This window comes from Flavobacterium sp. PL11 (assembly GCF_035985025.1).
Classification (GTDB): Bacteria; Bacteroidota; Bacteroidia; order Flavobacteriales; family Flavobacteriaceae; genus Flavobacterium.
In genome coordinates this window covers 246,133-267,256 of sequence record NZ_JAXCIA010000001.1, presented here as the reverse complement: position 1 = coordinate 267,256, position 21,124 = coordinate 246,133, and the positions used below count along the sequence as shown (strand labels likewise).

General features: G+C 33.6%; 10 protein-coding genes. All 10 read right to left on the bottom strand.

All coding sequences use genetic code 11. From position 1 onward, the window contains the following. Positions 1-48: 48 nt before the first annotated feature. Positions 49-1,791, bottom strand: coding sequence for a DUF4091 domain-containing protein (locus tag RCH18_RS01025; protein WP_326934899.1), 1,743 nt, complete (start codon positions 1,789-1,791; stop codon positions 49-51). Positions 1,792-1,864: 73 nt separating this feature from the next. Further along, on the bottom strand, positions 1,865-3,289 hold the full coding sequence (locus RCH18_RS01020) for an alpha-L-fucosidase (protein WP_326934898.1): 1,425 nt from the start codon (positions 3,287-3,289) through the stop codon (positions 1,865-1,867). 141 nt (positions 3,290-3,430) lie between these two features. Beyond that, positions 3,431-4,984: a sulfatase family protein gene (locus RCH18_RS01015; RefSeq protein WP_326934897.1), complete on the bottom strand. Its 1,554-nt coding sequence runs from the start codon at positions 4,982-4,984 to the stop codon at positions 3,431-3,433. A 6-nt stretch (positions 4,985-4,990) separates the two neighbouring features. After that, entirely contained in the window at positions 4,991-7,438 is a 2,448-nt protein-coding gene (gene galA, locus RCH18_RS01010; RefSeq protein ID WP_326934896.1) for a beta-galactosidase GalA, read from the bottom strand. 850 nt (positions 7,439-8,288) lie between these two features. Further along, positions 8,289-9,251 carry a BT_3987 domain-containing protein gene (locus RCH18_RS01005; protein WP_326934895.1) on the bottom strand — a complete coding sequence of 321 codons (963 nt, stop codon included), beginning with the start codon at positions 9,249-9,251 and terminating at the stop codon, positions 8,289-8,291. A 53-nt stretch (positions 9,252-9,304) separates the two neighbouring features. Next, a complete protein-coding gene (locus tag RCH18_RS01000) occupies positions 9,305-11,161 on the bottom strand; it encodes a RagB/SusD family nutrient uptake outer membrane protein (protein WP_326934894.1) in 1,857 nt (618 codons plus the stop codon). 11 nt (positions 11,162-11,172) lie between these two features. Then, a complete protein-coding gene (locus RCH18_RS00995; RefSeq protein WP_326934893.1) occupies positions 11,173-14,358 on the bottom strand; it encodes a SusC/RagA family TonB-linked outer membrane protein in 3,186 nt (1,061 codons plus the stop codon). A 917-nt stretch (positions 14,359-15,275) separates the two neighbouring features. Continuing rightward, positions 15,276-16,952, bottom strand: coding sequence for a beta-N-acetylhexosaminidase (locus RCH18_RS00990; RefSeq protein WP_326934892.1), 1,677 nt, complete (start codon positions 16,950-16,952; stop codon positions 15,276-15,278). 96 nt (positions 16,953-17,048) lie between these two features. Next, positions 17,049-18,728, bottom strand: coding sequence for a glycoside hydrolase family 31 protein (locus RCH18_RS00985; protein WP_326934891.1), 1,680 nt, complete (start codon positions 18,726-18,728; stop codon positions 17,049-17,051). A 623-nt stretch (positions 18,729-19,351) separates the two neighbouring features. Next, positions 19,352-21,115, bottom strand: a complete 1,764-nt coding sequence (locus tag RCH18_RS00980; RefSeq protein ID WP_326934890.1) for a RagB/SusD family nutrient uptake outer membrane protein — start codon at positions 21,113-21,115, stop codon at positions 19,352-19,354. Between the last annotated feature and the right edge of the window lie 9 nt (positions 21,116-21,124).

Below are 21,124 nucleotides of genomic sequence, written 5' to 3'. Positions count from 1 at the left end.
AAGTAAAACATTCTGTTTTTAATAATAATTTGACATTTTTTAATTTTATTACAAAGCATTCAAAATGTGTTTTGCTTTACCAATCATTTCTTCGGCGCTTTGCTGTTCTAATTTTTTAATTTCAAACTCCGATAAAACAGCTTCTAAAGCTTTTAATTCTGTCTGTTTATCTTCTTTTTTATACTGCTCTTTTAGTATTTTTATTTTTTCAAAATCTTGAATACCTTCAATCAATTTTTCAAAACGTATAGAAGTCATTGGGCCTGGATAAACTTGAAAAGTATCGCCTGCTGGCCAAGCTGTAAATCGGCTGTCTTTTAATGGTTCTTTTGGCCAGCTGTTATACGCCCATCTCAAATAACCATCCATGTTTTTTGCGGCAGTGTATGATCCCAACCATACATGTTCAGCTGGTGGCGAAAACGTAAATCCGTTTGGATATTTCTCTGTACAACAGGTGTACCATGTGCTCAGCTTTCCTTGCTGCTGGCGTTTTTTCAATATAGCATCAGGAAAACTGTGGTAAGAAGCGATGCAATAATCAAAAATATCTTGTTCTATTTCAGGATGATATTCTCCAGCTAATGTAATTTTCCAGTCTGGATCTATTTTTTTTAATAATTTGATAACAGCTTGCATAGCGGGCATAGGACGTTCGTCCATTGCAATTGCAGTTATTGAAAACCATCCTTTTTGCTTAAGATGTTTTGTAAAATCTTGTAGCATTGATGTCCAAAAAACAGTATATTCATCTGAGCCAATTGCTCCTGTAAACGTAGTGTTCTTACCCAAATTCTCATCATAATATTGAAAGGCTATTTTCCAAGGAACCATACTATAACAATTGATGCGTTGATCGATTCCGCAGCTCATTACAAATGATACGTACTTATCAAATAAGCTGTAATCATAAATCCAACTACCATCTTTCTTTTTAGTCCATTTTATAAGACTTGGATAATCATCATAGGTTTGATGTCCCCAAGGTTCATCTACAATACTGGCCGTTATATTTTTCTGACCTGCATCAGCAAGCATGGTATAATATTTTCTCATTAAATCAAAATGCGCATCACTCCATAATTCAACATTATGAACTCTGGCGATAGCTGCTGGATGTTGCCAAAAATCAAGATTAAACGACCATTGTGAGGGAGGAGGTAATGTTCTATTCAGCACTTTAATGTTAAGCATTAATTGATAACTTTTGTCAGCATGAACAGTTACGGTAGCTGTATAATTTCCTTCCGTCGTATTGGCTGGAATTTTAATACTAAGCCAAATAGGTTGCACATTATCCTTTTTCAAAGAAGCAGATTTGTCTATTGTATTAACAGGATCAGCTACTAACGAGAAAGCAAAATCTTGTGGTTTGCGATGGCCGCAGCCAGCTGCAAACTCATCCGTAATTACATAATCAACAAAGCCAGAAGTAATATTAGTTCTCGATATCGTTTTTCCAGTATTTGATCTTAATTCGCTTACAGCTACTTTGATAGATGGAACATTAGTTTTTGCCCAAACTAAAAGTTGTGCATTTAGTTTTTCGCCCTTCCAAGCGGTAAGATTCAAATTGTTTTGCTGCTTGATTTCGGGGAAAACATTTTGTGTGTAGCGCCTATTGCTATTGCCAAAGCTTACACCTACTTTGCTTTTCATACTTCTCCATTTTGCGATTTGCACAACGGTATCAAAAGCAGGGATTTTTTGTAAATCAAGACTTATATCTTGCCCATTTGCATGTGATAACATAAAAAGGAATACGAAAATCCAGATAATATTATTTCTCATGTTATCTAATTATTAATTTTATATTTTACTCAAATCAGGCGAGTAATTATTATTGTATTGTACTATTTAAAATTTATAATTTTCCTTCTACATGATATACAGCAAAATTGATTATGTCAGGTTGCGCTACTGATTCATCAACCACCAATCGTACATTTTTTGTCACCACAGTTTTTTCAGATAGGAAAATATATTTATTTCCTACGGCACTACCTTTATTGATTGTCTGCCATTTTCCTTTCTCATAAACTTGAATGCTGAAGGCTCGTACTCGATGTCCTAATGCAATATTTTCTTGAATTACAAATTGATTTACCGCTGTTTCTTTATTCAATTTTAGTTCAATAATTTTTCCTTTGCCTTTTGTTGTTGCAAGAGGAGAATCGAATCTTTTTTTAATTTCGTCTCCCCATTCCTTTAGGCGTTGTACATCTTCTTTTGGCATAAGCCCAGTATTATCGGGCGTTAAACCCATAATAAGTGTGGCATTACGTCCAACTGATTTGTAATAAATCTTCATCAGTTCGTCTAAAGGATAAATGCTGTTTTCATCTCCCGGTTCCCAAAACCATTCGTGTCTTCCGTTAAAACCGCGCAAAGGCGCATCGGCCATTGCTGGCACCCAATATTTTCCATTTACATCCCCTTCTTTTAATAATTGAAAGCCGTTTTTAGAAATTCCGGGAATAGCACTTTCGCCTGAACCTGTAAAATTGTATGGAAATGTAGACCAGCTTGGATAGCTCACTGTACCACTTTCTGAACCGCCCCAACGTGCTTCTGCCAATTGATCGTTGTGATAAAACAAACAATCTGGTTGGTATTTTTTTACTATTGGCAACACATCTGGTGCGCCTTTATCAGGACTACTGGCACCACCATCAAACCATATTTCGAATAAAGGACCATAATTCGTGCAAATTTCTTTGACCATTCCTTCTACCATTTTGTTGTAATAGGCTTGTCTTCTTTTTTGCATGGCGCTATTTAGTTCGCCATCTACTACAAAATCATGCACACCAAAAAATGAATTCCATCGTATCCCAACATAAACACCAGGTTTTATACCATGCTTTCGACAAGCATCTGTAAAATCCTTAAAAAGATCTGCTTTTCCTTCTTTAAATTTTAAACTCTTCATCGAATACGGATTCACATCCGACTGAAATAAAGCGAAACCTGTTTCATGAGTTACAGTAAGAATTGCAAACTTCGCACCCGCTGCTTTTGCAGAAAGTACCCATTGTTCGACATCTAATTTTTCTGGATTAAAGATGTTGTAATCTACAACTGGTGTAATTCTATTTGTACCTTGATTGTATTTTGCAGTGTCAAATACATGTAAGTCGTAATGAAACACAACACCTAATTCGGCTTTTTGCCAAGCTAGTTGTTGTTTATTTGGCAGAGGCAAAGAATTAACTTGTCCGCTTACTGAGAAAGCGAATAGTATAAAAATGCTTGCTATTACAAACCTATATTTTGCGTTTATTTCCATTATTTATTTTAAATTTTTGATGTCCTTGTTATTTTATAAAAAAAATTAAATTGTACCAATGTCTCTTCTATAAAAATTAAAAAATTATTGAGTCATCAAAATGAAATAAATTTCAAACTATCAAAAGCTAACACTCTACCGCTAAATCTGTTTAGCTTTCAATATCTTGGCCTCTTTATCTTCGTATTGATTAATTAACTGATCCATTTTTACAGTCAGTTCATCAGTGATTTTTTTATACTTTTTTTGTCCGTATATATTATTCATTTCGTTAGGATCTTTTTTCAAATCATATAACTCCCAAGAATTAACACGCTTATAAAAACGCACTAGTTTATAACGATCTGTTCTTATTCCGAAGTGAGGAGACACTGAATGTTCACCATTTTCATAGTAATGATAATAAATTGCATCACGGCCTTTAGCTTTTTTATCAGTAAATAAGGGCAACATTGATTCTCCTTGCTCATCTTTTGGTATCGCTACGCCTGCAGCGTCAAGCATAGTAGGGGCAATGTCTAAATTCATCACTAAATCATTAGAAACCGATCCCGGTTTAATCACACCAGGATAACGCATGACCATGGGTGTTCTAAACGATTCTTCATAGATAAAACGCTTGTCAAACCAGCCGTGTTCTCCTAAATAAAACCCTTGATCTGACATGTAAATCACGATTGTATTCTCTGTCAAATTATTTTTATCTAGATAATCCAAAGTTCGCCCAATGTTTCTATCCAAAGAAACAGCTGTGCTCAAATAATCACGCATATAGCGTTGATATTTCCATTCCGTTAATTCATTTCCAGTCAAGTTGCGAGATTTTAAATCAGCAGCTATTGGCAAATAATAATCGTCGAATTTTTTTCGTTGTTCCGGATTCATTCGGGAAACGGTTCCTTCTTTATCAGCCGCAGCATCATCCTTAAAAACTTTTAGATCGTAACCCATTACCATCGTTTTAGAAATAGACATATCCTGAACTTTGGCAGCTTCACGATTTGCATAATCATCATAAAAATTATGGGGTAGGGGAAAGGTAACATTATCAAAAGTACCCATGTCTTTAGTATCAGGAATCCAAGTGCGGTGTGTAGCTTTATGACCAATCACCAAACAAAATGGTTTGTCTTTATCTCGATTATCCATCCAATTTTCTGAAACATCTTCAACGATATCCGAAACGTAACCTTCGGTTCTTTTTTTAGTACCATCCATCATTTGGAAATCAGGATTGTAATAGTGTCCTTGTCCCGGTAGAATTTGCCAGTAATCAAAACCTTGTGGTTGCGATTCTAAATGCCATTTTCCAATCCAAGCGGTCTCATAACCTGAGCCTTTCAATTGCTTGATAAAGCTGTCTTGACTTCCATCAAAATGTGAATTTTCGTTGTCCTTAAATCCGTTTTTATGACTGTATTTACCTGTCAATATTACGGCGCGACTTGGCCCACAAATTGAATTCGTAACGTAGCCTTTGTTAAAGAGGACTCCTTCTTTAGCAATACGATCAATGTTAGGCGTCTTTACGTATTTATTGCCATAAGCACTGATAGCTTGATATGCATGATCATCAGAAATGATGATTACAATATTAGGTCTTTTTTTAGTCTCTGCTTTGTTTTGCGCAAGTAATGAAGCAGAAATGCTGCACGATAGTGCCAGAGCTAATGTGGATATTTTAAATATTTTCATCTTTACTTATTTTTTCATTTGTACGGTAGCAGCTGTATTTTGTAAACCCTCGGCAGTAGCTGTAAGTGTAAAATTGCCTTCTTTATCCATAGATTCCAATATGATTTGGCATTTTCCATTAAATAGCGAACGCTTCCAGTTTCCATCTAAACATTTGTCAGCCTCATGTGAACTTGGATCTCCGTTTCCAACTCCTAAAATAGTGGCATTTCCATTTAATTTAAACTGAATCATGTTCATAGCATCAGGAATTTCTCTGCCTTGTTTATCAAGAACACTTACATTAATTACAGAAACATCTCTACCGTCAGCAGTTATTGATTGGCGATCTGGTGTTAAAACAATTTGGTGAGCAGCAGTTGTCGTTTCTACAGCAGTACGAATTGTTTTTCCGTTTTTAGTACCAATAGCTTCTAGTTTTCCAGCTTCGTAAATAACATCCCATTCTAAATGGCCATTGCGCGGCATTGCTTTTTTGCCAAGACTTTTACCATTTAAAACTAGTTCTACTTCATCCGCATTACTATTACACCATACATTGACTTTGTCACCCTCTTTATGCCCGTTCCAATGCGGATATATTTTAATCACATCTTTGTCTGTCCACCAGCTTTGATAGTAATAATAAGTATTTTTTGGAAAACCACAAACATCCATTATTCCAAAGTGAGAATTTACATTTGGCCACGTAAAAGGCGTTGGTTCACCACGATAGTCAAAGCCAGTCCAAACAAAACCTCCCATTAACCAAGGTCTATCTACGGTAAACTTCCACCATTGTTCGGCATTTTGTCCCCAACCTGGTTTGTTCATGTCGTAATCTGGTAAATATCCTTTTTCTGGATCCTTTACATACATTCCACGGGAACTTACCATACTTGAAACTTCGCTAAAAACGATAGGTTGTGTGGGATGTTCCTTATGATAATCATCTAATTCCGCAATGTGGTAATTAAAACCTCTCACGTCCATTTCTTGATTAATTCCTTTGAAATTAATTCCGTTATTTCCACCGTATGTACTCATACGAGACGGATCTAATTCTCTCTGGCGTTGTACTAGAGTATGCGCCATACGCCTGCCTAGCTCGGTGTTTTGAACTCCGGTTTCTTCGTTTCCTAAACTCCAAAGCATCACACTTGCATGATTCCTGTCTCTTTTTACTAATCGTTCAAACTGATCTAGATTTTCTTTCCCAGTACCTATTACACGAATCTCATCCATCACTAACATTCCCAGTTTATCACATGCATCCAGTACTGATTTTGAAGGTGGATTATGACTACAACGATACGCATTAACGCCCATTTCTTTCAGCAATTTTATTCTGTAGAATACTAAAGCGTCTGGTACTGCGGATCCAACACCAGCATGATCTTGATGGACGCACATTCCTTTTAATTTCATACCTTCTCCATTAAGATAAAATCCTGTGGTAGCGTCAAAAGTGAAGGTACGCACTCCAAATTCCGTTTCGAGATTGTCTATTGTTTTTCCATCCTTTTTTACTATTGATACTAATCGGTAAAGGTTGGGTGTATCAAGCCCCCACAATAAAGGGTTTTTAATAGAAAAGTTCTGTTCAACTTGTTGTGTTTCGTTATTTTTTATCTTTAGTTTTTCGGTTCTCGTTGGAGTAACTTGTGTTCCTTTAGCATCAATCAAATAAGAAGATACTGTGCAATCTACTGTTTTACCTTCTTGATTTTTAACCGTTGTTTGAGCCACTACTTTTGCTTGTGATTTCTCCACTTTGGCATACACATAAACACCATATTCTGGAATATGAACTGGCGTGAATGTTTCTAAATCTACATTTCTATATATACCCGCTCCTTCATAGAACCAGCCTTCATATTGTGTGGCATCAACGCGCATAACGATTAGGTTGTCTTTCCCAAATTCGATAAAATCAGTAATATCAAAAGAGCTTTCGGTGTAGCCACCAAAATTTCCTCCTATATAATTATTATTTACAAATAGTTTAAAATCACGATAAACGCCCTCAAATCTAAGCACAAAACGTTGTCCTTCCTTTGATTTATCTACGGTGAATTTTTTTCTATACCACCCTATACTATTATCGGGATAAAAACCACCAACAGGTCTATAACCATGGCTTTGCACATCAAAATGTTTGTGGTATTCAAACGGAAGTTCAACAGCCCAGTCATGAGGGACATTAACTGTACGCCATTTACTATCGTCAAATTTTGGCGCCACAGCACCGCCGCCGCCGCCAGCAATAGTAAAATTACGAACAATGCCGTAACTGAAATCTTTTTCAGGATTATTAGCGCTTCCTAAATGGAATTTCCAGTTTTTATTCAGTGATTCAGTTTGTCTGGCTGTCGCTATTTTATCGTTGTTTTGCGCAGTACTACTTTGTATTGAAAAGCACAAGATAGAAATGCAGAGTAATAATCCGTAGCCGTTTTTAAGATAGAGTGTCATATTTATTATTAATTATATTTTTTTTTGTTTATTCTTCTATTAGAAATCCAGTACAAATATTATTGCCTCTACTAATTTGTACTGGAATCTTCTTAATTTATTCCATTTTTTTGATAATGGTTAACTTAAAAATTCTAACCATGCTAATATTTGCTCGATCATAATTATTTCCAGATGGATAACAGCTGATATAAATTTTGTTTAGAGGCATGATTATACTTCTAAAACTTAACAACTTTCAGCTGTACTTGTTTATTTTAAAAATCAACTAACCGTGTTACATTTGGTAATGATAGCTGTTTTAATTCTGCTCAAAAAGATATTCTCAAAAATAGAACAGATTCTTTGTTTAATACACCAGTGCCTACCAGTTTTTTATAATAAGAATTTAAAAAAAAGTATTTCTTAATTTTATATTTGATTTAAGCTTTTATGTACGGCATTCTACTACTACATTTATAAAGAAAGGCTTTTTACGAATAAAAAGCCTTTCTTCAACAATTACAACTAACTCAAAAATATTATTACCAACCTGGATTTTGTTTATATCTAAAAAATATGATTTGATTTAATATAACAGTTAAAGAAGAATCTTTATCGACTTTAAATTTATATCCTGAAATTATGTATCCTACTCTTTGTAATTTTATATATAACCTATTGCATTTTTGTTTCATTTATTGATACGCACGAGCTAGTTCACTGCTCTTTTTTATAATTGATAAACTTTTTTAAACGAAATGAAGATAATAGCTTGAATTTATTAGCACCTTAATTAAACACATCAGAATTACAACCATATTGAACTTTTTAATTTATTGTTAAATACAATTGAGGGAGATTAGTTTTTTTAAGGCTTAATTCCTGTTGCGGTAAATTCAGCCAAAGTAAGGCTTGTAAAGCCAGTATTCTGAACTCTTATGTAACGTCCTGATACTGCTGTCAATATTTGTGTAGGTCTTCCTGCCTTACCAGGAGTATAAAAACTCTTGACACCTTGCTGTGCTAATGATTCTGCTACGCTTGTCCCTTTGAAAGGTACATTAGAAATGAATACATAAAAATTTACCGTGCGATCATCGCAACAATCAGTTCTATTCCAAATTTTTACATCATCAATTAATGGAGAAACAGCTCCTAAATCTACTTGCCAATATCCTTCAGCAATTGCACCTGTCTCACATACAGAATTAGCAGCCCAATCTCCATTGGTATTCCCATCATTTCCTCTCGCAGCAGGTGAGCCACTAGGTCCATTCTTAGAAGCAGGCTTACCGTTAGATAAATTACCTCGAACAGGCGTTGGAACCCTGAATATATAATATTTGGTAGCCAAAGCATCATTTAAAGTAATATCCGTTGTTGAAACCGATGCAACTTTTATTGGTAATAAATAGTCTGTATCTAGAGCAAGAATACGTGGATTTATAATCAGGTTTGTTTGTTGGGAAGCTTTGCCATCTTTAGGTATTGTCAAGTTCGCTGTTTCCAATGAACAACTTCCCTCTGGCATTACAGAATAGCTAGTGTTATTTCTGGTATTAAATCCTGTAATCAAGCTATTATCTAAAGCAATTGTTGCATTCGAACTTACAGCAGCAGGGCTAACAATAGCTACTGCCAATGGAAATTTATAATCGGGATTAAACGATAACAAAACATTACTTTCTATAGCAGTCTTACCTGCTGGTACTATAAAAATACCATTATCATCAGATCCCTTAACCAAATCGTCATTGGTGTTACATCCTGCCAATAAATTGAGCATAGCAAGACAGCAAAAGAGATATTTAAAATAAATTATTTTTTTCATTTTTTAATTTTTTTCTATGTTAATTAAACTTATCCTGTATTCATTATCAAAGATTACCATGCCCCTGGATTTTGAACCAGTTTAGTGCTCTTCTGTAATTCGACTAATGGAAGTGGATATAAGTACATTTTTTTATCCCAAAATCTATTCTCATAAGGAGTACGAACAAAAAATCCAGATTCGGTAGGAGCATTCATATTCATTCCATAAAAAGGACCTCCTTGATGGCCTTCACCAGTACCGTCAGCTATCATCCATCTTCTAACATTAAAATAACGTTGTCCTTCAGTGGCTAATTCAACTCTCATTTCTCTTCTTATTGCTAATCTTTGAGCTTGCTGATTTCCTGCAATTCCTAGATTGCTAATCTCGAGGGATGGTATACCAGCACGTTCTCTTACTTTATTTACATATTGCAATATTTTAGCATCATTTGGAGTGACCTCATTTAAAGCTTCAGCATATAATAAGTAAAATTCGGCAAGTCTAAATATTATAGAAGGCCTGTACTTATTTCTTGGAGAACTACCTTCGTTTCTAACGGTTTTATCTAATCGTTTGTATAATAAGTAACCAGACCAAGGATAATTTTCGGATGAATTATCATTTCCGCTCCCTTTATTGAATTTAATTATATTATTATTTCCATTATGCCATTTACGCCCCTGAAACATTACTGTTTGATAAAATCGAGGTTCTCTATTAATCCACATTTTGTAAGTTCCTACGTTAGTTTGACCACTTAGATCCTCACCAGTTTCAGAAAACCCACTTTCAGAATACAATGGAGATTGCTCTTTTTGCTTGCCATCTATCATAAGAAAGTCATCCACTAACTCTTGAGTTACTGCAATAGAAGCAAATCCTGACCCTTCAGATCTTGGAGTTAGTCTTCTATCAGTACCATCTTCTCCTAATGAACCCCAATCATTATTAGGATTAGCCCAAATGATTTCATTATTGTAATTAATGAATAGTTCATATAAAGATTTATGTGGATCGAAAACTCCTACTGTAGTAGCCTTATATAGACTATAATTTCCAGCGTCTGCAAAAGTAATAAGCTCTTGCAATGCATTTACTGCTTTTTGCCATTTAGTACTGTCAAATGCCGGAAAAATGCTTTTACCATCCTCAGGATTCTTAACCGCTAAAGCTTCAGCATAACCTCCATTTAGAAGTGGGCTGGCTGCATAAACCAATAGCTTAGCTTTTATAGCTAATGCAGCTCCTTTTGTGGGAAGTGCTAAAAAAGCATCAACTGTTTCTTTATCATTAAGTTCACCTGCAACTTCGGTTAGTTCAGTATCTATAAAACTGACCACTTCATCTACTGAATTTCTAGCAAAATCTAAACTTGATGAGCTTGGATCAACAGCAGTTTTCATTATAGGAATAGGTCCATACTGTTCAAACAATAGATAATGATAATAGGCTCTTAAAAATCTAGCTTGAGCTTTCATTTTAGCAAGCTCCGCATCATCAATATAATCTGCTGCACCACTTTTCGGGATTGCTTTAGCGTTTTCTAAAAACAAATTAGCCTGTCTAATTTGGCGGTATAAAATACTCCATCTATGAAAAGGTGCATTCCCTGCATTAAAACCGTTTGATGTAAGGTTTCTTAAAGTTCCTTGAGCCATTTTTAGTTCATCCGTTGCCCCAGCCCATGGATTGTCTAAACCATCCATTGAATAATCTGTTCCAAATACCATGCAAGAACTATTAGGGATTCCGGTAAAAACGTTTCTATGGAACTGTCTTGTATTAGCAGGGCTAGTAAATACCTTATCCAAAGTCAATTCACCTGCCAACTCGTTTGATACGTCTAGATAGTCATTACTGCAATTCATAGATATAGCCGCAAACAAGAATAAAATGGCTATATGTATTTTATTATATAATTTCATAAGTGTTTTTTTTAAAGTGTTAGTTCAAGTCCAAAAGTTATTGTTCTAGGTAACGGATAATTTAAACCCGCATTTGCATTTCCTATTTCAGGATCCCACATTTTAATCTGATCCCACACATAAAGATTGTTTCCCATTACATAAACTCGTCCCGTAGTTAATCCTAATTTATCTAATAAACTTTTATTCATATTGTAACCTATTTCAACGTTTTTTAGACGTACAAAACTAGCATCTCTTGACCACCAAGTACTAGCTACATTATTATGAGCATAAGATGTCGATCTTATACGTGGATATAATACATCTTGAGATGGATTAGCTTGTGTCCATCTACTTAGACCTTCTTTTCTTACAGCACTTTCTTCAACTCCAAAAGTAAAAGGAAAGAAACCTTGAGGATTATCTCCTCCAAGTACTGTAGATACACTAGCTGCCCCTTGGAAAAAAGCATTTGCATAAAAATTCTTGTACTCTGCATTAAAACCAACACCATAAACTATTTCTGGGATACTTGGTTTTGCAGAGGTAGCTCTACTTTGGTCAAATTGATCAATTAAACCATCCCCATTCAAATCCTGGTACTTAATATCACCTGGTAAATTTTTGGCACTTAGTGTAGAAACAGCCAATCCACTTTTTAAAGCATAAACTTTCGCTCCATTTATTACTGTTATATCAAAATCGTTGTCAGTATAAAGACGTTCTGCAGTATATAAATTAGGAGAGTTCAAGCTTGTTCCTGTAATATTCATCCATGAATAAGACTTTTTAACCTCATCATATTCTGTTATTTTGTTTCTAGCAAAGGTGAAATTTCCTCTCATACCTACTGAAACGTCTCCAAAACGTTTTTTTGCATTTAAGCTTAAATCAACTCCTTTATTGGTTACCTTTCCGAAATTTTGCCATGGTGATTGTCTAAAACCTGTAGATGCCGCAACAGTATTTCTTTGCAACAAAATATTAAACCTCGAGTTATCAAAATAATCCGCTGTCAAAGTTAGATTGTTATTAAAAAATCCTAAATCAATTCCTATATTTCGTTTATCTTCAATTTCCCACGACAAAGTTGGCGCTGCAAAACGTCCTTCAGCAAAACCACCTAAACCATTTAAAGTGCCACTTCCTCCAATACCAATTGGATAACCTGCAACATTCACGAAAGTTCCTCTATATAGGAATCTATCACCCCCAGTATTATCATTTCCAGTTCTTCCTACAGACGCTCTAATTTTTAGTTCATTAACTACGTCTTTTATGCTCTCAAAAAAACTTTCATTACTTGCAATCCAAGCCACACCTACTGCTGGAAAAAATCCATATCGGTTACCTTTAGAAAAAGCTTCACTTCCTGTAATTCCAAAATTTGCTTCAATTGAATATCTACGATCATACATGTATGTACCTCTACCAATATATGCCTGTTTTCTAAAGGCAAGAGCTTGGTCATTATATTGAATTTCTTTCTGATAGTATAACAACATTCCACCCACGAGATGCTTACTATCAAAAGTTTTAGCATAGTTTAAAGATGTTTCAAGATATATGTTTTTATTTCCAGTACTGCTTTCAATAGGTTCTCCAAAAGTTGTTTCATTTACAGTTTGGCTATAAATCAAATCCCCATTAATATCTCTTCCATTGGCAATAAACTGAGGTGGGGTTTTTCTTCTGGAAGAAAGAAATTTGGAATCAGAATCATAACTTACAACTCCTTTTATCATTAATCCATCAGTAATCACATCAAGTTTTTGCTCTATAGCAACTTTTGATTGTAAACTGCTTCTCCACTCTTTAGAATAGCCAGATTCCATAAGTGAATTATAAGGGTTCGAACGATTGTCACTAGGTGTTGGGTGTGAAGCAAAATGCCCATCTGAAAAAATCATCGGATATAAATTTGGCGGTGCTGTTGTCATATTTCTAAAAAGCGTAGAAGTACCAACTCCTGGATAATTCGTTTCTAAATACTGACCACTTAAGTCAACTCTTAATAAAGTAGTATTTGTTACATCAAAATCCACATTTGATCTTAAATTGTAGCGTTTCAATCCAATATTATTTTCATAATTCACATTAGGATTTGATTTAAAAATACCACTTTCTCCAAAATATGCACCAGAAATAAAGAAACGAGCTTTTTCTCCTCCTCCTCTAAAATTCAATGTATGTCTTTGATTGTTAGTAGTCTTTTTCAATAAATCAAGCCAATATACATCTGGATATAAATCAGGATCTAGTCCTGATTGAGTTCTTGCTATTACTTCATCTGAATATTTAGGTTGCTTACCTTCATTGTTCAAACCTTCATTGTACAGTTTCATAAAATCAACTGAACCTAAAAAATCAGGTAATCGAGTAGGTTGCAATAAACTATACTCTCCTCTATAGCTAATTATTGTCCTTTGTACTTTACCTCTTTTAGAAGTAATTAATATTACGCCATTAGCTCCTTCAGCTCCATATATAGCAGTAGATGCGGCATCCTTTAACAACGTGAAAGTCTCTATCTCATCTGGTTCTATATCGTTCATATTCCTAGGTATCCCATCAACTAACACTAATGGTGTTGTTCCACCTTTAAAAGAACTAATTCCTCTAATATAAAACTCAGAATTATCATACCCTGGTTCGCCCGAACGTTGAACTGCAATAATACCAGCTATTTGGCCGGCCAAATTATTACTTAAACTGCGATTTGGTAATCTAAGAGCCTCCCCTTTTATAGTGCTTATTGCGCTCACTACACTTTCCTTCTTTTGCTTTCCAAATCCAACGACAACAACATCATCTAATGAAGCGGCAACAGATTGTAATATAACTTTTATATTAGTTTTTGAATCTACAATTACTTCCTGATTCAAAAATCCTATATATGAGAAAATCAAAATATCTCCTTTATTAGCATCAATCGTGAAATTGCCGTCCATATCAGTAGAAACTCCAGTTGTGCTACCCTTTTTCATTACATTAACGCCTGGAAGTGTGTTTCCTTGCTCATCAACTACTTGGCCTGTGATTTTTGCAAATACAATATTTTTATTTGAAATTGCCATCGAGGTATTTACTAAATTTGCGTTTACATTGCTGTTTGCAGCATAAGCTGAACCGACTATAAAGACTCCTAATATAAGCTGAGTGAATACAATTTTTTTTACCTTAAAAATTGTTTTGGTTTTATGTTTTTTAATCATACTTAAATGGTTTTGTTAGTTTTAGATTAATTAGAATTACGTAGTATTAATTTTGGATAACTTCTCTGAAAATAATTTGCTTTAAAGTAATTTTCTTCTTCTTGTAATTGTTGCTAATTTTTTTTGCCTTTCTTCATAATATTTATTTATTGTTAGTATTTATTTTTGTCATAATTATCCTTTGTATTTCTCACATGATAAAAAATAAGTTTTGAAATTAATACTAAACTAAATCCTGTTATTTGCTAAAGTTTAATATGATATATCTACTATTTTTATAATTATCTTTTTATTTGAATCACAGTTAATTTCAGTAAAGATGATTCGATCAGATAAAGCAAGTACAAAAATGTCTTTTGATTAAAATTTCATCTATTTAACTAATTTTGAAATAAATCATATTAACAAAAATATAACAGATTCTATATGGATTACACCAGCACCTACCAGTTTTTTTATTACTTGTGTAAAATTTTTAACTTTGTCATAATTAATAACGAAGTATTTTACTATCATCTATAATTAAGTACTTATACAAATTTAAGGTACTATAGCTGTTTCGTCATGTAGCCTTTGTAGAGTGCAATTATTTAGGATTAATTCTAAATATAATTCGTTGGAATATTTAAGAATAAATTTTTTATAAAATAACATGAATATTATTTTAACAGATTTGGTATTAAATAAATTAGTACCTACCAGTTTTTCTGTATTAGATTTAAAAAAAGCATATATATCCTCTTTAGTTTTTAAATGAATTGTATTTCTATTTTTCAATCCTTTTATAAAACAGTAGATGTTGATAGATCATATAACTAAAAAAAGGCTTTTTACGAATAAAAAGCCTTTCAACAAGAAATAGAACCAATTTAAAAAAAATTATTTCCAACTTAAATTTTGTATTCTTAATAAAATCTTTACTCTTTAGCATCCCATTTTGCATCCATTTTATCTGAATCTTTAAAATAATTTATGCCTAAAGTGTCCCAATGTTTTTGCATTTTTTTAAGTGCTATTTTAAAACTGTCGTAATTTTTATTATCCATTACTGTCCAACCTACTTCTGCATAGGCTGCAATTCTTGGAAAAGTTTGACGTTCTACATCAGCATCGGTAGGTGTCCATTCACTCCACATTTGACAACCTAATCCATAAATATTTTTGTGATATTGCGGTTCCAAACCTTTAGGAATAGGGTCAAAGCTATATGCTTTTTTTAGAGGAATAGATTCATAACTGTAATCTAAATAGGTTCTGTCGTGTAATGAATTTACAATACCGTACCCTTTTTTTGCAGCATCAGTTAAAAGTTGTAAATCACCTTTCCAAAAATGAACAATTACATTTTTAGCCAGTTCCTTTTCGGCCTCTTTGTCACTTTTCTTTTCTGCAAAATCTTGATGGATATTTTTACCTAAAATCTCATTCCATCCCATCATTCTACGCCCGTTTTCTTCGATATATTGTGAAATTTTATTGGTGAAATCAATTTGCAAATCGGCAGGTGAATTAATATTGTTTGCCTTCATATACTTTTGAACTGAAGCGGTGTTTTCCCATACTTCATACCCTACTTCATCGCCACCAATATGAATCACTTCTGATGGGAATAATTCAAAAATTTCATTCAAAACATCTTTAATGAAAGTGATCACTTCTGGTTTAGTAACATCGTAATTATCATATAAACGTCCGAATTTAACGGGAACCTCGATAGGTATACCTGCTGTTCCTAACCAAGTGTAAGCAGCAATCGCTGCGCTAGAATGTCCTGGCATTTCAAATTCAGGAACGATGGTAATATTTCGCGCTGTAGCATAAGCAACAATATCTTTTATTTGGTCTTGAGTGTAAAAACCTCCATGTGGTTGACCAGAAGTTTTTCCGCTTTTCCAAGTGCCAATTTCGCTGTCTTTACGAAAAGCACCTACTTTAGTTAAAAGCGGATATTTTTTTATTTCAACGCGCCATCCAGCATCATCAATTAAGTGCCAGTGCAAAGTGTTCATTTTTAACAATGCCATTTGGTCAAGCATTTGTTTTACGAATGCTTCGCCATGAAAATAGCGGGCGTCATCAAGCATATAAGCACGCCACTTAAAACGTGGATTATCCTTTATAGTAACGGATGGTATTAAGTATGCCGTTTTTTGTGAATCTTTTTCAGTTTCAATAGACAATAATTGTTTCAAAGTTTGTACGCCATAAAAATAACCTGCTTTACTTGTGGCTGAGATAGTTATTTTTTTTGGAGTTACTTTCAATTCATAACCTTCAGCATCTAAACCTAATTTTTGTTCGAAAACAATTGATGTTTTCCCAGCTTTTTTTTCTAAAAGCTTAAATTTAGTAATCGCTGAGACGTGATTTTTTAAATCTTGTACTGCGCTCTGTTGTTCTGCTAAATTTGTCAAAATAGCTTGTCCATCTTTAAATTCAAATGAAGATTCATGCACACTTAGAGATAAAGGTTGTGGGACAATAGCAATTTGCGATTTTAAAAAAGATCTATTTTTCTGAGCGAAAGAACTTATTGAAAGTAATGCTAAAAGAATAATAGGTATTAGATTCTTATTTAATACTTGTAGTTTCATTGGTTGTCATTTTTATGGTTTAATGCATATAAATTTAAAACATCCTTTAAAGGAGTTTTGTATAATTATACTGAACTTTGTTTTTGATATTTTATATTACTTGCTTACTTTCTCGAAGTGAGGTAAAGTGGTTAATGCTGTTTTTACAGTTATTTTACTTCCTCCTTTATAAATTTTACCTGTCCAGTCTTTCCAAGTTCCTTGTGGTAATTGTATACTTTTTGTTTGTGAATTTTTTTCTAAAACTGGCGCAATCAATACTTTGTCACCAAGCATATACTGGTCGATTACTTTTTCAAAACCTTGATTTGGAAATTCATATTCCATAGTTCGCACAATTGGCTGACCTGTTTTTGCAGCTTCTTTTGTCAGAGTCATTATATAAGGCGTAAACTTTTTTCTAAGTGCAACCGCTTCTTTAACTGCATTCAAGTGTTCAGGATCTAAAATTCGCCATGGTGCGACAGAAAATTGCATCATAGGCATTAAAGCATGTATTTGTGCTGATCTTACGATTAAATCTTGATCGATAGTTTTAGTGTTTAAAAAAGAAGAAAACTCTCCGCCACCAATCATGTCTGGACATGAAAAAGCGTAACCCATAAGTCCTTGCCCAGTAATATTTGGGATAAGCATCTGTAGGTCTCTCCAATTATGCGCTTTATCACTCAATCGCTGTGCTAATGGCTTTCCTGCCATTTTCCACATAGCACGATATTCATTGAGTGGATAATCTAAACCTATTTTTCCAAATAATTCAGATTGCTCATTGGGCGTAGTCGCTGGAATATGGCTTACTAAATTATCTGGATAGAAATAAAAATCACCAGCATCTAACTTAAATCCATCAACATTGTATTTTTTCATTAAGGAATTTAGCTCTCCTTTAAACCACTTCTCTGCTGCAGGATTAGATAAGTCAAGTACGGCACTAGCGCCATTCCACCAGTAAATCATCGCTGGTTGTCCAGGTGGAATCCAAGGTACAATTGATGAATTAGTATCTTTACTATTTTTAAGGAATAATCCCTTCTTAGCTAAGTCGCGATAGACATCGGAATCTGGACTGACAAAAGGACAAACCCACAGCATAACCTTAAACCCAAGCTGATGTAACTCTTTCATCATTGCATCAGGATTAGGGAAACGTCCGGGATGGAAATCCCACTTTCCATAATTTTCCTGCCAGTTGTCATCTATCATCAATACGCCTGGAGGAAAGCCATTATCAATAATTGCATGTGCGTAGGCTAATATGTCTTTTTGATTTTGATTGTACATCAATTCAATCCATGTATTGTATTGAGGTGCTGAAAAAAGCATTTCATCTGGCATTTTGCCATCTGCAGCAAAATAATTTCTAGAAGCAAAATTAAAGGCTTCTTTCAAGGATTTACCTGCTTTGTTTTGTAGAATTTCACCTTTGGCTTTATCTATTACAATTGTATTTTTAAGAAATGAAAATCGAAAAGGTTCTTCACTCCACAGCACACGGCCTTTATTAGAGATAAGCAAAGGTTGGACTTGATTTCCTTTATTATCGCCGTACATATTATAAGAAAACCCTTCTTGATAAGGCATAGAAAATCCGTCATTAACTGCTCCGCCCCACCAAAGCTCGTTTGGCAATATAGGAATACTTATGGAGGGATCTTTATCTGCTGCACTCTTAGTTAGTAATGTTTTAGTATGTTGAGTGTTAATAGCAACAGCGTTAGTTTGAGCTATTATAAATAAAGGCACTAACAAAAAGATGTAAATATGTAGCTGTTTCATTTGTTTAAGTATTTAAATAATTAATTAATAGTAAAGAATTATGGTCAATGTGATTGCTAATTTGATATGTATTGTTTTATTAAATTTTCATTATTTATCATTGATAAAAAGAGGATGAAAAACGTTTATATACAGATATCACATTATTTAGTAATTTTTTCAATTTCAATATTTAACAAAAATGTCTGCTTTTATTTATTATCGTTTTTCTTGATTATTGTATATGTACTATGATTTCTGATTGTTCTTAATTTTAGGTATGGTTTATAATAAAATTGAAATTCTATAAAAGAAACCCTTTTTAATGTATGTTTAAATAAAAAACATATATTCAAAACATTTTTACTTAAAATTCAATATTATTTATTGTTTGATCTCAGATTTGAAAACTATTCTCAAAAATAGAATAGATTCCTGGTTTAATAAACCAGTCCCTACCAGTTTATTTTTAATTTAGAAAAATACTAAAACTAAATTTTTTTGATCGCTCTCTTATAAATTCTTGACATTCAGATAAAATTCATTCAAATAATGAAAAACTGTTATCCAACATTTTTAAAAAGTAAAAGGCTTTTTACGAATAAAAAGCCTTTTCTCAAAAAATAAAACTAACTTGAAAAATTTTACCAGCCTGGATTTTGATTATATCCAGCTAGTGTTATTTGGTTTAAAGGGATAGGAAGTAAATAGTCTCTATCCGCTCTAAATTTATATCCTGTAGCCATAGCTCCCACATTTTTATATGGTTCTACATATCCATCAGCATTTGTATTATAAATGTTTATATTTTGAACTCCTGCCCACTGTGCTTTTTTAGCACCTAATGGTTTTTTTCCAATAATTAATTCATCTGCAGCAGCCCATCTCCAAATGTCATCGTGACGGAAACCTTCAACAGCTAACTCAATACGTCTTTCTCTTCTTAATTCATTAATAAGTGGAGATAATGCTGGAAAATTCCAATTAGGGTCAGTAACAATACCACCAATTACTAAATTAGGCATGGTAACTCTAGCTCTTAATTTATTGATTGTTAAATCTAAATCAGCTTGCGTAATAGTTCCTAACTCTGCTTTTGCTTCAGCATTAATTAATAATACCTCAGCATATCTAAAGAAAATTAAACCTTGATCACCCATTCCATTGAATTGCTTCACATAATTTGGATCTGTTCCTTTGTATCTCATAAAACCTGTAGATACATTATCTTCAGTTGCTTGATCAACTATTGGATGTAAAAATTCGTCATTTGGTGCTCCACCTGGTTTATTATTAGTTCTAGGATGTGCATTATCATTTACGTAGATAGTTTGATTTAATCTTGGATCTCTATTTTTAACAATATCTATTAGTGTATTGTCACCTTGATATAATGAACTAGCTGCTATAGGCTTGCCATCAATACATAAATAAGCGTCCACCAGACTTTTTGTTAATCCTTTACCAGTTCCTAAGGCCGAATATTGAGCCCAGCGAGTTGTGAAATTAGAAGCAACATCATATCTTCTCCAGAACATTACTTCTTTACTGCTATCATAATTAGATTGATTAAATAGTGACCAGTAACCTCTATTAGCGCCAGTAACTTTATTATCTAAATCAAAATAGCCCGAATCCATAATAGCCTTCGAAACTGTCGCCGCTTTAGTTAAATATTTTTCACCATTTGATCCTGTTACTCCAAATACAGTTCCAGCATGATATTTCTCCCAAGTACCTTCGTACAATGCTATACGTGCTTGCAATGCCATAGCAATCTCTCTGTAAATACGGTTGCTTGATGCACCACTCTTAGTTGGTAAATAAAGAACTGCTTTGTCAAGGTCAGCTAAGATGTTATCTGCAATAATAGATCTAGATACCCTAGGCGTATTTAAAAATTCAGTATCAGTTGGAGTTAATGCTTTATCAATCCATGGTAAATTTCCAAATCTTTTCATTAAATCAAAATATAGTAGTGCTCTAAAATAATGAGCTTCTCCTACATGATCTTTAATGATTTCAAAATTCTCTGTACTTTTAGTATAGTTTTGTAAAAAGTAGTTTACGTTTCTAATTCTTCCCCAATCCCCAATGCTCCATCCACCACCTGAAGAAGGAGCAATGCGCTCGCCATTGAGGATGTTTCCATTAAAATTAAGGTGAACCATATTGTCACTTCCTTCATCAGCATCTAAACCATAAATTCCTTGAGTTCCAAAACCTTGATACGAGGGTAAGAAATTATTGTAAAAATTATTGGTATATAACTTTAAATCATTTTTAGTTTTCCAAAATTCACCATCACTAATATTTACTTCGGGCGAACGCTCCAAGAAGTCTTTTTCACAAGAATTAAGAGCCAAAAGGCATATTAATCCTGCACTAAAACATTTTATAAATTTCATATTATTATA

What these genes read in the sequence shown, in the direction of transcription:
- RCH18_RS01025 (WP_326934899.1), bottom strand. Translation starts at nt 1,791, where the DNA reads ATGAGAAATAATATTATCTGGATTTTCGTATTCCTTTTTATGTTATCA.
- RCH18_RS01020 (WP_326934898.1), bottom strand. Translation starts at nt 3,289, where the DNA reads ATGGAAATAAACGCAAAATATAGGTTTGTAATAGCAAGCATTTTTATA.
- RCH18_RS01015 (WP_326934897.1), bottom strand. Translation starts at nt 4,984, where the DNA reads ATGAAAATATTTAAAATATCCACATTAGCTCTGGCACTATCGTGCAGC.
- galA (WP_326934896.1), bottom strand. Translation starts at nt 7,438, where the DNA reads ATGACACTCTATCTTAAAAACGGCTACGGATTATTACTCTGCATTTCT.
- RCH18_RS01005 (WP_326934895.1), bottom strand. Translation starts at nt 9,251, where the DNA reads ATGAAAAAAATAATTTATTTTAAATATCTCTTTTGCTGTCTTGCTATG.
- RCH18_RS01000 (WP_326934894.1), bottom strand. Translation starts at nt 11,161, where the DNA reads ATGAAATTATATAATAAAATACATATAGCCATTTTATTCTTGTTTGCG.
- RCH18_RS00995 (WP_326934893.1), bottom strand. Translation starts at nt 14,358, where the DNA reads ATGATTAAAAAACATAAAACCAAAACAATTTTTAAGGTAAAAAAAATT.
- RCH18_RS00990 (WP_326934892.1), bottom strand. Translation starts at nt 16,952, where the DNA reads ATGAAACTACAAGTATTAAATAAGAATCTAATACCTATTATTCTTTTA.
- RCH18_RS00985 (WP_326934891.1), bottom strand. Translation starts at nt 18,728, where the DNA reads ATGAAACAGCTACATATTTACATCTTTTTGTTAGTGCCTTTATTTATA.
- RCH18_RS00980 (WP_326934890.1), bottom strand. Translation starts at nt 21,115, where the DNA reads ATGAAATTTATAAAATGTTTTAGTGCAGGATTAATATGCCTTTTGGCT.